Source organism: Pseudomonas meliae, from assembly GCF_001400515.1.
Taxonomy (GTDB): Bacteria; Pseudomonadota; Gammaproteobacteria; order Pseudomonadales; family Pseudomonadaceae; genus Aquipseudomonas; species Aquipseudomonas amygdali.
Genome location: NZ_LJQT01000030.1, coordinates 1 through 12,231, shown reverse-complemented (window position 1 = coordinate 12,231; position 12,231 = coordinate 1). Strand labels below are relative to the sequence as shown.

13 protein-coding genes and 2 pseudogenes are annotated in these 12,231 nt (G+C 59.4%); 12 read left to right on the top strand and 3 right to left on the bottom strand.

The genetic code is table 11. The annotated features are described in order from the left end of the window. Window positions 1-9 precede the first annotated feature (9 nt). The 3 genes from ALO64_RS01370 to ALO64_RS01360 form a co-directional block, all read right to left on the bottom strand. Window positions 10-795, bottom strand: a complete 786-nt coding sequence (locus tag ALO64_RS01370) for a phasin family protein (RefSeq protein WP_010212535.1) — start codon at window positions 793-795, stop codon at window positions 10-12. Between the two features lie 10 nt (window positions 796-805). Next, entirely contained in the window at window positions 806-1,279 is a 474-nt protein-coding gene (locus ALO64_RS01365; RefSeq protein ID WP_005730977.1) for a phasin family protein, read from the bottom strand. 98 nt (window positions 1,280-1,377) lie between these two features. Beyond that, window positions 1,378-1,656 (bottom strand): polyhydroxyalkanoic acid system family protein, encoded by a 279-nt coding sequence (locus ALO64_RS01360; RefSeq protein WP_002551636.1) that lies wholly within the window; start codon window positions 1,654-1,656, stop codon window positions 1,378-1,380. Window positions 1,657-1,799: 143 nt separating this feature from the next. Here ALO64_RS01360 and ubiE point away from each other — a divergent pair, with 143 nt between their 5' ends. The 12 genes and pseudogenes from ubiE to ALO64_RS01305 all read left to right on the top strand — a co-directional run bounded on the left by ubiE (window position 1,800) and on the right by ALO64_RS01305 (window position 12,043). Beyond that, window positions 1,800-2,570 (top strand): bifunctional demethylmenaquinone methyltransferase/2-methoxy-6-polyprenyl-1,4-benzoquinol methylase UbiE, encoded by a 771-nt coding sequence (ubiE, locus tag ALO64_RS01355; RefSeq protein WP_002551635.1) that lies wholly within the window; start codon window positions 1,800-1,802, stop codon window positions 2,568-2,570. Next, window positions 2,570-3,193 carry a ubiquinone biosynthesis accessory factor UbiJ gene (locus ALO64_RS01350; RefSeq protein WP_044343325.1) on the top strand — a complete coding sequence of 208 codons (624 nt, stop codon included), beginning with the start codon at window positions 2,570-2,572 and terminating at the stop codon, window positions 3,191-3,193. Before ubiE ends, ALO64_RS01350 begins: the two co-directional genes overlap by 1 nt. Further along, the gene (gene ubiB / locus ALO64_RS01345; RefSeq protein WP_004654216.1) at window positions 3,190-4,809 is read left to right on the top strand and encodes a ubiquinone biosynthesis regulatory protein kinase UbiB; all 1,620 of its coding nucleotides are present in this window, start codon (window positions 3,190-3,192) and stop codon (window positions 4,807-4,809) included. The genes ALO64_RS01350 and ubiB overlap by 4 nt, the downstream gene beginning before the upstream one ends. Window positions 4,810-4,876: 67 nt before the next feature. Then, window positions 4,877-5,269, top strand: coding sequence for a phosphoribosyl-AMP cyclohydrolase (gene hisI / locus ALO64_RS01340; protein ID WP_002551632.1), 393 nt, complete (start codon window positions 4,877-4,879; stop codon window positions 5,267-5,269). Between the two features lie 2 nt (window positions 5,270-5,271). After that, window positions 5,272-5,604 carry a phosphoribosyl-ATP diphosphatase gene (locus tag ALO64_RS01335; RefSeq protein ID WP_002551631.1) on the top strand — a complete coding sequence of 111 codons (333 nt, stop codon included), beginning with the start codon at window positions 5,272-5,274 and terminating at the stop codon, window positions 5,602-5,604. Between the two features lie 44 nt (window positions 5,605-5,648). After that, window positions 5,649-5,924 (top strand): twin-arginine translocase TatA/TatE family subunit, encoded by a 276-nt coding sequence (locus ALO64_RS01330; protein ID WP_044343326.1) that lies wholly within the window; start codon window positions 5,649-5,651, stop codon window positions 5,922-5,924. A 4-nt stretch (window positions 5,925-5,928) separates the two neighbouring features. Continuing rightward, complete coding sequence (tatB, locus tag ALO64_RS01325; protein ID WP_002551629.1) at window positions 5,929-6,390, top strand: Sec-independent protein translocase protein TatB; 462 nt, start codon at window positions 5,929-5,931, stop codon at window positions 6,388-6,390. Beyond that, on the top strand, window positions 6,387-7,187 hold the full coding sequence (gene tatC / locus ALO64_RS01320) for a twin-arginine translocase subunit TatC (RefSeq protein ID WP_002551628.1): 801 nt from the start codon (window positions 6,387-6,389) through the stop codon (window positions 7,185-7,187). The genes tatB and tatC overlap by 4 nt, the downstream gene beginning before the upstream one ends. After that, entirely contained in the window at window positions 7,184-7,891 is a 708-nt protein-coding gene (locus ALO64_RS01315) for a 16S rRNA (uracil(1498)-N(3))-methyltransferase (protein ID WP_002551627.1), read from the top strand. Before tatC ends, ALO64_RS01315 begins: the two co-directional genes overlap by 4 nt. Before the next feature lie 88 nt (window positions 7,892-7,979). Next, a pseudogene (locus tag ALO64_RS26960) lies at window positions 7,980-8,993 on the top strand (methyl-accepting chemotaxis protein); the annotation flags it as partial. 39 nt (window positions 8,994-9,032) lie between these two features. Continuing rightward, entirely contained in the window at window positions 9,033-9,896 is an 864-nt protein-coding gene (locus ALO64_RS26955; RefSeq protein WP_445576611.1) for a methyl-accepting chemotaxis protein, read from the top strand. 202 nt (window positions 9,897-10,098) lie between these two features. Then, window positions 10,099-12,043, top strand: a pseudogene (locus ALO64_RS01305) (methyl-accepting chemotaxis protein). Window positions 12,044-12,231: the final 188 nt, after the last annotated feature.

Genomic DNA, 12,231 nt, shown 5'->3' with positions numbered 1-12,231 from the left:
AGCTGTCTGTCAGGACTGGCTGGCGGGTGTTGCCGGTGCTGCGCTCGGTGCTGATGCAGCGGGGGCCGAACCGGTTGCCGGAGCCGCCGATGCAGCGGGCTTGGCGGCAGGCTTGGCAGCCGGTTTTCTGGCTGCTGGTTTCTTCGCCGCGGCCGGTTTGGCAACCGTCTTGGCCTTGCTGGCGGTGACAGCAGCGGCCTTGCTGGCTGCATCGACCGGTTTGGCCGCAGCTTTCTTGACTGCTGGCTTGGCCGCTGCGGTTTTCTGCGCCGTTTTATCCGCTGTTTTGGCGACGGTTTTAGCCGCAGCCTTGACCAAAGGTTTTGCCGCAGTTTTCGGTGCAGGTTTAGCCGCAGCAGCACGCGAAGCGACCGGTTTGGCTTTCTCACCCGTCAACAGCTCGATCTGCCGGGTCAGTTGGTCGACCTTGCTGTGCAGCGCCTGAACTTCATTGCGGCTCGGCACGCCCAAACGCGAAATGGCACTGTTCAGGCGCTTGTCGAAGGCCCCTTCCAGCTCATTCCATTTACCCACCGCAAGGTCTTTCACATCACCGACCCGCGATTTCGCGGTCTTGGCGGTGTCCTTGACCTCATCCAACTGCTTCTGCGCCTCGACCTTGGTCTGCTTCTCGGCTTTCTCGCCGTCTTTGACCAGTGTCTCGAAAAGCTTGCTGCCGTCATTGCTTATCTTGGAATAAGCGCCCAGGCCCGCCAGCCAGATCTGGCGAGAGTATTTCTCGACCTCACCAATCCATGAGCTGCCGTCTTTGTCGGTTTTTTTCTTGCCAGCCATCCTGCTCTCCTTATTGTCCAGACTCTGAACGTTCGAATCGTTTCGACCCGGAGCGTTCAAGCTTTTTAGGCACGACACGTTCAAGCAATGCCGTCAGCTCGTCGAGCTTGGCAGAGAGCGTGTCAACATCATGTTTAGACGGGATTGCGATGCGGTTCAAGGCTTTTGCGACGCGACGGTCGAAAGCACTCTCGATTCTGCCGAGTTGCGCCTCGACACGACCTTTGGCGTAAGACACTTCGCCCTTGATCGAGTCGATTTCGCTGTTGGCCGCAAGACGCTTTTCATCGACCGTTTTGACGACTTCCTTTTCGGCCTGCTCGCCAGTCCTGATCAAGTCCCTGACGTACTGTGTGCCTTCCTCGTTGACCCTGGAATAGGCCCCCAGACCGGCCAGCCAGATCTTGCGGGCATACAGCCTGACGTCGGAAAGCGTGGAGGATTGCTGGTCTTGGATGTTTTTCTTCGTGTTCGCTCTGGCCATGGTGCACCTCATGCTCGAAAGTTGAAGGAACCGCCCAGCTATGGGCATAAGCACAACGTTACGGAGAAAAATTAGAATGCTCACCCTAGGGCGAATGCTCAGGCGGCCAGTGCTTTATCCAGGACGCGCTCGACTTCAGTCTTGATGGAGCCGCTCATGGCCGACAGGATGAAGTTCAGCTCGATGTTGATACGGATCAACGCGTCTTCGACTTCAACCTTGCCCTTGGCCCCCTTGCCTTCCAGTTTTACGGTATCGCCTGCCCATTCGTGGGCCAGTCCGTATTTGTCGGAAAGCTTCTCGACCAGTTGCTCGGCCCTCTCGCGAGCCTTTTCCCGGCCCAGTGCGTGCGGGCGTTCAACGGTTATCTTGGCCATGCAGGCTTCCTTGATGATCAGATGAAATGCGGCGCAACTATATACAGCCTCCTGCATCCAAGAAAGCGTTGCCGGTGAGCCTTGTCAAGACAAAGCCGGCCCTGGCGATTAGAATGACCCGCACTCTATTCCGGTGAAGCGATATGAACGATCAGCGCAAAGGCAGCGATGCCGAACCTACGACTCACTTCGGTTACAAAAATGTACCGGAAAGCCAGAAGGCAGAAAAAGTCGCTGAGGTTTTCCATTCGGTTGCAGCCAAGTACGACCTGATGAACGACCTGCTGTCCGGTGGCATGCATCGTCTGTGGAAGCGTTTTGCAATCGAGCTTTCGGGCGTCCGTACCGGCAATCGTGTGCTCGACATTGCGGGCGGCACGGGCGATCTGACTCGCAAGTTCTCTAATCTGGTCGGTCCGACCGGGCAGGTCGTGCTGGCAGACATCAACGCCTCCATGCTCAAGGTCGGCCGTGACCGCCTGCTGGACCTTGGCGTGTCGGGCAACGTCGAGTTTGTCCAGGCCGACGCCGAGAAACTGCCCTTCCCGGACAACCATTTCGACTGCGTGACCATCGCCTTCGGTCTGCGCAACGTGACGCACAAGGAAGACGCTCTGCGTTCCATGCTGCGCGTGCTCAAGCCCGGTGGACGCCTGCTGGTGCTGGAGTTTTCCAAGCCGACCAACAAGCTCATGTCCAAGGCCTATGACGCCTACTCGTTCGCGTTCATGCCGCTGATGGGCAAGCTGGTCACCAATGACTCGGAAAGCTATCGCTATCTGGCCGAATCGATCCGCATGCACCCCAACCAGGAAACCCTCAAGTCGATGATGGTGGAAGCCGGTTTTGACCGCGTGACCTACCACAACATGACGGCGGGCGTCGTGGCCTTGCATCGCGGTATCAAACCCTGATGTTGCTTCGGGGGCTGCTCGCCAGTATCGAGCACGGCATCAATCGCGTGTTGCGCCTGGACAGCACCGCGCTACCGCGTATGGCGCGCTTGTCCGGGCATGTCATTGCCTTGGACTGTCGCGATCCGTCCCTGAAAATCTTTATCCTGCCCAGTGACGAAGGTCTGCTGCTGGCCGCAGACTGGGCTGCCGACGCCGACTGCACCTTGCGTGCCCCAGCCTCCAGCCTGCTGCGTCTGGCCCTGAGCACGGACAAGACCGCTGTGCTGCATGGCCCCGACGTCGAGCTGGACGGTGACAGTGGCGTACTGCTGGAACTGGTCGGCATTCTTCAGGATCTGGAACTGGACTGGGAACACGAACTGTCCAACTGGGTCGGCCCGGTGGCCAGTCAGTTGTTCAGCAGCCGACTGCGCAACAGTGGACGCTGGACACGTGAAAGTTTCACCAGCCTCAGCCAGAACGTTGCCGACTACCTCAGCGAAGAATCGCGTACGCTGGTGGGTAAGCACGAAGCTGAAGCACGATTCGCCGAACTCGATCAGATCAAACTCGATCTGGACCGTCTCGAGGCGCGCTTTGCCCGCCTCGCCCACTCCCTCAATACCAGCGATAACGCATGAAGCTGCTTGCCGTCCGCCGTTTGTTTCGCATTCAACGTGTCGTTATCCGCTATCGCCTTGATGACCTGTTGTTCGCCCTGCCCCTGCCCTGGTGGATGCTCGCGGTGCGTTTCGTGCTGCCCTGGCGCTGGCTGCCGCGGCGTAAATCCGAGCTGAGCCGTGGTGTACGCTTTCGTCTGGCATTGCAGGACCTGGGGCCGATTTTCATCAAGTTCGGGCAACTGCTGTCTACCCGGCGCGACCTGCTGCCCGAAGACATCGCCGACGAACTGATGCTGCTGCAGGACCGCGTGCCGCCGTTCGACCAGCAGGTGGCCATCAATCTCATCGAAGAACAACTGGGCGCACGTATCTGCGACGTCTTCAGTCGCTTCGACGAAACCCCGCTGGCATCTGCTTCGGTCGCCCAGGTGCATGCCGCCTGTTTGAAGACCGGCGAAGAAGTCGTGGTGAAAGTGGTACGCCCAGGCCTCAAGCCGGTTATTGGCCAGGACCTCGCGTGGCTGTTCATCCTTGCCCGCATGGCCGAGCGCGTGTCAGCCGATGCACGCCTGCTGCACCCGGTGCAGGTGGTGATGGATTACGAAAAAACCATCTACGACGAGCTGGACCTGCTGCGTGAAGCCGCCAACTCCAGCCAGTTGCGTCGCAACTTCGAAGGCTCGGACCTGCTCTACGTACCACAAGTCTACTGGGACTGGTGCCGGCCCAAAGTGCTGGTCATGGAGCGTATCTACGGCCTGCAGGTCACCGATATGGCCGGGCTGGCCGACCAGCGTACCGACATGAAACTGCTGGCCGAGCGCGGCGTGGAAATCTTCTTCACCCAGATATTTCGCGACAGTTTCTTCCACGCCGACATGCACCCCGGCAATATTTTCGTCAGCACGGTCAACCCGTGGAGCCCGAAATACATTGCCATCGACTGCGGCATCGTCGGCAGCCTGACGCCGGAAGATCAGGATTATCTGGCCCGTAACCTGTTTGCCTTCTTCAAGCGTGATTATCGTCGGGTTGCGCAGCTGCACATTGATTCGGGCTGGGTGCCGGCAGAAACCAAGCTCAATGAATTCGAAGCTGCAATCCGCACGGTCTGCGAGCCGATTTTCGAGAAGCCGCTCAAGGATATTTCCTTTGGTCAGGTGCTGATGCGCCTGTTTCAAACCGCGCGCCGCTTCAATATGGAAGTCCAGCCGCAATTGGTTCTGCTGCAAAAGACCCTGCTCAATATCGAGGGGCTGGGTCGTCAGTTGTACCCTGATCTGGACCTGTGGAGCACCGCGCAGCCTTATCTGGAGCGCTGGATGCGTGAACGGGTCAGCCCGAAAACCCTGTTTGGCAATCTGCAGTCACAGGTCGAGCAACTGCCGCATATAGCGGGCATGACCCGCGATTTACTGGAGCGCATGTCTCGCCCGCACGCTTCGGATCCGCCACGTCCCTGGCACGAGCGCAAGGACGAGCCGGTCCTGCGGCTTATCGGTGCAGCGTTGCTGGTAGGTGGCGCGATACAGGGCTGGGTGATGAGCGAGGCAGCTACGCAACTACTGACGCTCACCGCCTGGCCAGCGGCGATCATGCTGATTGCCGGGCTGTATCTGATCGTTCGCCGATAGCCAGCAGCGTATGGCGCTGGCACACTGTTCAATCCGCCGGGCATGAAAGCCGGCTGCCGGAGTAGATATGAAAGACTGGCTGGACGAGATCCACTGGAACAGCGACGGTCTGGTGCCTGCAATCGCTCAGGATCACAAGACCGGTCGAGTATTGATGATGGCCTGGATGAACCGCGAAGCCCTGAGCCTGACGGCGTCGGAGAATCGTGCCATCTATTGGTCGCGTTCGCGTGGCAAACTCTGGCGTAAAGGTGAAGAATCAGGTCATGTGCAAAAGCTGCACGAACTGCGCCTGGACTGTGATGCCGATGTCATTATCCTGATGGTCGAGCAGATCGGCGGTATCGCGTGCCACACCGGCCGCGAAAGTTGCTTTTACCGAGTGTACGAAAACTCAGGCTGGAAGACCGTCGACCCGGTTTTGAAAGATCCTGACGCTATTTATTCAGCAGGCCACTGAACATGACTGATACGTTGTCCCGTCTGGCCGAGGTGCTGGAATCACGCAAGGACGCCGCTGCCGACAGTTCCTACGTCGCCAGCCTGTATCACAAGGGCCTGAACAAGATTCTGGAAAAGCTCGGTGAAGAATCGATCGAGACCATCATCGCTGCCAAGGACGCTGCAGTCAGCGGAGATTGCAGCGACGTGATCTATGAAACCGCTGACCTGTGGTTTCATAGCATGGTGATGCTCGCGGCGCTGGGTCAGCACCCACAAGCCGTGCTCGATGAACTGGACCGCCGATTCGGCCTGTCCGGCCACGCGGAAAAAGCCGCTCGCACGGCAGAATAACGCTCACCCCTTTCAAGCTTGAAATCTTTTACGAGGACTGTTTCATGGGTATTTTTGACTGGAAACACTGGATCGTCATCCTGATCGTCGTGGTACTGGTTTTCGGGACCAAGAAACTCAAGGGTCTGGGCAGCGACGTCGGCGAATCGATCAAGGACTTTCGCAAGGCGATGAATGACGATGACAAGCCAGCAGAACAGCCTGCACCTCAGCCACAGCAGGCACAGGCTGCCCCTCAGGGTTCGCCATTGAATCAGCCGCATACCATCGACGCGCAGGCGCACAAAGTCGACGAGCCGATCCGCAAAGACCAGGTTTAAGCCCATGTTCGGTATCAGCTTCTCTGAACTGCTGCTTGTCGGCCTGGTTGCCTTGCTGGTACTGGGCCCAGAGCGCCTGCCGGGTGCGGCACGCACCGCAGGCTTATGGATCGGCCGGTTGAAGCGCAGCTTCAATGCGATCAAACAGGAAGTTGAACGTGAAATCGGGGCCGACGAAATTCGTCGGCAGCTGCACAACGAGCACATTATTTCGCTGGAAGACGAAGCGCGCAAAATGTTCGCGCAGAATCAGCACCCCGAGACCACCTACGAGCCGGTTAGCCCGCAGCCGGCCTCGGTGCAGCCCGACGCCGCCAACACCGGTCACAACACCCTCGGCCCAGCGGAGCCTGCGGCACCAAAACCCGCGCTATCGCTGGAGAAAACCGCGAAGCCAGTCGATGCCGATACACCGGTCCCGACGCCTCCCGTCCACGATTCGTCATTGCCACCGCGAGCCCCATGAGCGCTGATACCCCGGAAAACGATCAGCAAATGCCGCTGATCTCGCACCTCACCGAGTTGCGTACACGTCTGTTGCGTTGTGTTGCGGCAGTGTTCCTGATTTTTGCCGGTCTGTTCTACTTCACGCAGAAGATCTACACATTGGTCTCGGCGCCGCTGCGCGTCTATCTGCCTGAAGGCGCGACAATGATCGCCACCGACGTGGCCTCGCCGTTCATCACGCCGTTCAAGCTGACCATGATGGTCGCGCTGTTTCTGTCCATGCCGGTCATCCTGCACCAGATCTGGGGCTTTATCGCGCCGGGCTTGTATAAGCACGAGAAGCGCGTTGCAGTGCCACTGCTGGTGTCGAGCATCATCCTGTTCTACGCAGGCATGGCCTTCGCGTACTTTTTGGTCTTCCCCCTGATTTTCCACTTCTTCGCCAGCGTTACACCGGAAGGCGTGTCGATGATGACCGACATCGCCAGTTATCTGGACTTCGTGATGACGTTGTTCTTCGCCTTTGGCGTGGCCTTCGAAATCCCGGTGGCCGTGGTGCTGCTGGTGTGGATCGGTATTGTCGACGTCAAGTACCTGAAGAAGATCCGTCCTTACGTGATCATCGGCTGCTTCGTGGTCGGCATGATCCTGACGCCGCCGGACATCTTCTCGCAGACGCTGCTGGCAGTACCGATGTGGCTGCTGTTCGAGCTGGGCGTGCTGTGCAGTTCGATGATCAAGAAGCGTGGTGAACATCCGGACGATCAGGCCGAGGACGCTGACAAGCAGGATCAGCCGCCCGCGACCACACCGTGAACCTGCTGTTGCTTGAGGAAGCCGATTTCATTGCGGCTGACCGGGTGGTCCTGCGTGACCGCCGTCTGAAGCACATGCAGGAGGTGCATCGTGCAGAGGTCGGCGACAGTCTGCGCGTCGGCCGCATTAATGGCCTGCTGGGCAATGCCGAACTGCTGCGCCTTGAACCCCATGAGGCAGAGCTGCGTGTCGAACTGCAGAGTGCTCCGCCGACAAAACTGCCGCTTACCCTGCTGCTGGCGTTGCCACGCCCCAAGATGTTACGCCGGGTGTTTCAGACCGTCGCGACCATGGGCGTGCCGAAAGTCATCCTGCTGAACAGCTACCGGGTAGAAAAAAGCTTCTGGCAGACGCCGTTTCTAGAGCCTGAAGCCATCCGCGAGCAACTGATTCTGGGCCTGGAACAGGCGCGCGATTCGGTGCTGCCTGAGATTGTGATCGAAAAGCGCTTCAAGCCTTTCGTTGAAGATCGCTTGCCACAGATCGCGCTCGACACACTGGGCCTGGTTGGCCATCCCGGTGATTTCCCCGCCTGCCCTCGTGCGGTCACAGAGCAAGTCACGCTGGCCATCGGCCCTGAAGGGGGCTGGATACCCTACGAAATCGATCTGTTGCGTCAGTCGGGTTTGCAGCCTGTGCAATTGGGCGAACGTATCCTGCGCGTCGAAACCGCTGTAACGGCCCTTCTCGCCCGCTTGTTCTAAGCTGTCAGTGTCGACTCAATCGCTTCAGTTAACCGATAACTGGCCGATGCAATTGCATACTTAGAGCAAAAGACGTCAAGGAGTGATCATGTCTCGTGGGTTATCCAAAAGCCTCGCCAATGCGAGTGTCAGCCTGAAATTGGCGATCGGCTTTGGCCTGGTGCTGTTGATGACGCTGATGATTTCGGCCACCGGCTGGTTCAGCAATCAGGCTCTGATCGATCGAGGGGACCGTGTTACTGCGATTGCGCAGGTCAATGAGCTGACCCTTCAGTTGCGCATCAACCGTATGAGCTACGAGGCGCTGTACAACGCAGAGACCGCAGCGCAGGTCAGAAGTACGCTCGATCAACTGGACGCCGCGCTGCAAAGCGCCAGGAACCTGCTGCGATCCCCCGAGAACCTGCAATTGCTGGATGCCCAGACTCAAGCCACCCGCGACTATCGCCAGTCGTTTGAGGACATGAGCAAGGCAATCGAAACCCGCGAAGCGAGCCGCAGCCAGATGGGCGAAAACGCCGACAAGGCGGTGGATCAGGCCGACAGGATCGAAGCCGAACTGCTCAAGGAAGATAACATCCTGGCCTTCAATGGCATCGTCGGCGTCAGCAAGCTGATTCAGCAGGCGCGTTTTCAGGTACGTGGTTACACCTACAGCGGCCGTCCCGATTTCGAAAAAGACGCCAATAAGGCCATCGATGACGCGGTGACCGGGATCAACACGCTGGCTGGCGACATTTCTTCCACTTATTCGCCCATGCTGCAACAGGCCATCGCCGGGCTCAATGGCTACCGCGCGGCTGTGGGCCGCTACCGCGATGCCCAGGCCGCCTCCAAGGCCGCACTGGATAAAATGACCACGTTGGGCGTCAGCATGCTCGACACCAGCAACGACCTGATCATCCGGCAGAACAAGAGCCGTGACGCAGACAGCGCCAAGTCGGTCACGATGATCGCTGCCGCTACGGCGTTGGCGCTGATGCTGAGCATTCTCGCGGCGTGGGTCATCACTCGCCAGATCACCACCCCGTTGCAGGAGACCCTCGAAGTAGTGGAGCGGGTGGCCTCGGGCGACCTGAGTCGCAACCTCAAGGTTGATCGCAAGGACGAACTGGGCAAACTGCAGGCCACGATTCAACGTATGACGGTGAGCCTGCGTGAGCTGGTAGGCGGGATTCGCGATGGCGTCACCCAGATCGCCAGCGCGGCGGAAGAGCTGTCAGCGGTCACCGAGCAGACCAGCGCCGGAGTCAACAGCCAGAAGGTCGAAACCGATCAGGTCGCCACCGCCATGCATGAAATGACGGCAACGGTTCAGGAGGTTGCGCGCAACGCCGAGGAAGCCTCGGAAGCAGCAGTGGCGGCAGACCGTCAGGCCCGTGATGGCGAACGAGTGGTCAACGAGGCAATTGCGCAAATCGAACGTCTTGCCTCCGCGGTGGGCAACTCCAGCGAAGCGATGGGCGCGCTGAAACAGGAAAGCGACAAGATCGGCAGCGTGCTGGACGTCATCAAATCGGTCGCCGAACAGACCAACCTGCTGGCCTTGAACGCCGCTATCGAGGCAGCCCGCGCCGGTGAGGCCGGTCGGGGCTTTGCTGTGGTTGCCGATGAGGTGCGCAGTCTGGCGCAGCGCACGCAGAAATCCACCGAAGAGATCGAAGCACTGATTGCCGGCCTGCAAAGCGGCACACAGCAGGCCACAACGGTCATGGACAGCAGTCGCGAGCTGAGCACCAGTAGCGTGGAACTGACACGTCGGGCCGGAGGATCGCTGGAAAGCATCACCAAAACCGTCTCGGCGATCCAGGCGATGAATCAGCAGATCGCCGCCGCCGCCGAAGAACAGAGCGCCACCGCCGAAGAGATCAACCGCAGCATCATCAACGTCCGCGACGTATCCGAGCAGACATCGGCGGCCAGTGAAGAAACCGCAGCTTCCAGCGTAGAACTCGCAAGACTGGGCAACCACCTTCAGGTGCTGGTGAGCCGCTTCACCGTCTGACCTGTCAGCACACAGCCCGCGCCCGCACTCGGCGCGGGCCATTTTCCCCAACAAAATGTGACAGCGTTCACCCCTCCTTCGTACTCGGAAATCTCCTACGACCTTCTCAGGTCACGCAATGAGTCACCACGCCGATGCGCTCACAACGCACGTCCCGACGGGTTCGGAACGTGCTTTTGTTCGCTCATTGCAGGAGATTCCAATGTTCCGACTGATCAATCAAGCGCTCGGCAACATGAACGTCAGATTCAAGCTGTCCCTGGGTTTCGGCCTGGTGCTGCTATTGACGCTGATCATCACACTGACCGGCTGGCATGGCCTGTACACCATGATCGACCGCTCGGAGTCGCTCTCGGACATCGCCCAGCTCAACGGTCTGACCAAAGACCTACGCGCCGAGCGAATCACCGACCGCGTCGAAAAAACGCCGGAGAGCACCGCGCTGGTCACAGAAAAGCTCAATGAAATGAAAGCCCAACTCACCCTGCTGCACACACAGAGTGAGGAGGAGGCAACCATCAAGCTGCTAAACGGCCAGTTCGAGATGCTGAACAGGCTGGAAAAGACCTTCGCGGACGTTCGCACCAACCGACAAACCCGCAACCAGATACGCGCGCGCCTGGAGCAGACGTCCGAACAGGCCTTGCAGGCCATCGCGCAGGTTGAGGTAGAGGTACTCAAAAGCGTCAGCCAGGAACAGGACAGCAGCGAGCGGATGGAGGAGTTCACCAACATTTCCCAACTGAGGCAGCAGGTGCAGACCGCTCGTTATCAGGTGCAGGCGTATACCTTCACCACCCGCGACGCGGATGAGCACGCGGCCATTGCGGCCATCGACGAAGCGCTCAAGGAGATCGGGCAGATCGCTCAGGATCAGGGCAATGAAAGCCTTCAGGGCCTGACCCCGGCGACCGCCGCCTTGCAGAGTTATCGGGAACGGCTTGGCGAGTTCAAGCAGATACAGACCAAGGCCGAAGCGGATCAGGAAATCATGGAAGGTCTTGGCGAAACGCTGCTGGACTCCGTCGCGGCGCTGAACCGCCTGCAGACTGCCCAGCGTGACAGCGAGGCGGCCAACTCCAGCGCCATGCTGAGCAGTGTTGCAGGCCTGGCATTGCTGATCGGATTGCTTGCCGCCTGGATCATGACCCGGCAGATCACCGTGCCGTTGCAGCAGACTCTGGGGGCCGCAGCACGCATCGCCCAGGGCGACCTGAGTCGGGACATATCGGTTACACGCCGTGACGAAATGGGTCAGTTGCAACGCAGCATGCAGACCATGACCATCAGCCTGCGCGAACTGGTTGGCGGCATCAGCGAGGGCGTATCGCAGATCGCCAGCGCAGCCGAGCAGTTGTCAGCAGTGACCAGGCAGACCTGCATCGGGGTCACCAGTCAGAAAGACGAAACCGATCAGGTGGCCACGGCCATGAATGAAATGGCCGCAACCGTGCAGGAAAGTCGCGCGCAATGCGCAGGAAGCGTCGCAGGCGGCCGCTCAGGCGGATCAACAGGCGCGCAGTGGCGATGAAGTGGTCGGGCAGGCGATCAGTCAGATCGAGCAGCTGGCTCTCGAGGTGCTGAACTCCACGCAGTCGATGAGCGCGCTCAAGCAGGAAAGCAACAAGATCGTTGGCGTTCTGGATGTGATCAAGTCTGTTTCACAGCAGACCAACCTGTTGGCCCTCAATGCGGCCATCGAGGCAGCCCGCGCGGGAGAGGCCGGGCGCGGCTTCGCGGTGGTTGCCGATGAAGTCCGTGGTCTGGCGCAACGCACGCAAAAGTCCACCGAGGAAATCGAAGAGCTGATCGCCGCCCTGCAAACCGGCACCCAACAAGTCGCAACCACCCTGGATAACAGCCGCACCCTGACCGACAACACGGTTGAGCTGAGCCGTCGCGCGGGTGGCGCACTGGAGCAGATCACCCGCACCGTGGCGACGATCCAGCACATGAACGAACAGATCGCTACCGCCAGCGAGGAACAGAGCGTAGTCGCCGAACAGATCAACCGTAACGTCATCAGCGTACGCGACATCTCCGAACAGACCGCCGCCGCCAGCGAGCAAACCGCAGCCTCCAGCGTCGAACTCGCCAGACTGGGAACTCACTTGCAGACACTGGTGGGGAAATTCAGGGTGAGTTGAACCACCATTGCACCAGCAGGCGGCCCGGCTAACACTATCGCGCCCATGCTCCGCGTAGGCATACCGGTCCGGACGCTCCGCCTCCTCTGACGACGCAGAGCGTCATGAACTGCAATCCCACGCTGGGGCGTGAGGAACGAGCGTCGTCAGGGATAACACTATCGTGCCCATGCTCCGCGTGGGCATGC

What these genes read in the sequence shown, in the direction of transcription:
- ALO64_RS01370 (WP_010212535.1), bottom strand. Translation starts at nt 795, where the DNA reads ATGGCTGGCAAGAAAAAAACCGACAAAGACGGCAGCTCATGGATTGGT.
- ALO64_RS01365 (WP_005730977.1), bottom strand. Translation starts at nt 1,279, where the DNA reads ATGGCCAGAGCGAACACGAAGAAAAACATCCAAGACCAGCAATCCTCC.
- ALO64_RS01360 (WP_002551636.1), bottom strand. Translation starts at nt 1,656, where the DNA reads ATGGCCAAGATAACCGTTGAACGCCCGCACGCACTGGGCCGGGAAAAG.
- ubiE (WP_002551635.1), top strand. Translation starts at nt 1,800, where the DNA reads ATGAACGATCAGCGCAAAGGCAGCGATGCCGAACCTACGACTCACTTC.
- ALO64_RS01350 (WP_044343325.1), top strand. Translation starts at nt 2,570, where the DNA reads ATGTTGCTTCGGGGGCTGCTCGCCAGTATCGAGCACGGCATCAATCGC.
- ubiB (WP_004654216.1), top strand. Translation starts at nt 3,190, where the DNA reads ATGAAGCTGCTTGCCGTCCGCCGTTTGTTTCGCATTCAACGTGTCGTT.
- hisI (WP_002551632.1), top strand. Translation starts at nt 4,877, where the DNA reads ATGAAAGACTGGCTGGACGAGATCCACTGGAACAGCGACGGTCTGGTG.
- ALO64_RS01335 (WP_002551631.1), top strand. Translation starts at nt 5,272, where the DNA reads ATGACTGATACGTTGTCCCGTCTGGCCGAGGTGCTGGAATCACGCAAG.
- ALO64_RS01330 (WP_044343326.1), top strand. Translation starts at nt 5,649, where the DNA reads ATGGGTATTTTTGACTGGAAACACTGGATCGTCATCCTGATCGTCGTG.
- tatB (WP_002551629.1), top strand. Translation starts at nt 5,929, where the DNA reads ATGTTCGGTATCAGCTTCTCTGAACTGCTGCTTGTCGGCCTGGTTGCC.
- tatC (WP_002551628.1), top strand. Translation starts at nt 6,387, where the DNA reads ATGAGCGCTGATACCCCGGAAAACGATCAGCAAATGCCGCTGATCTCG.
- ALO64_RS26955 (WP_445576611.1), top strand. Translation starts at nt 9,033, where the DNA reads ATGACGGTGAGCCTGCGTGAGCTGGTAGGCGGGATTCGCGATGGCGTC.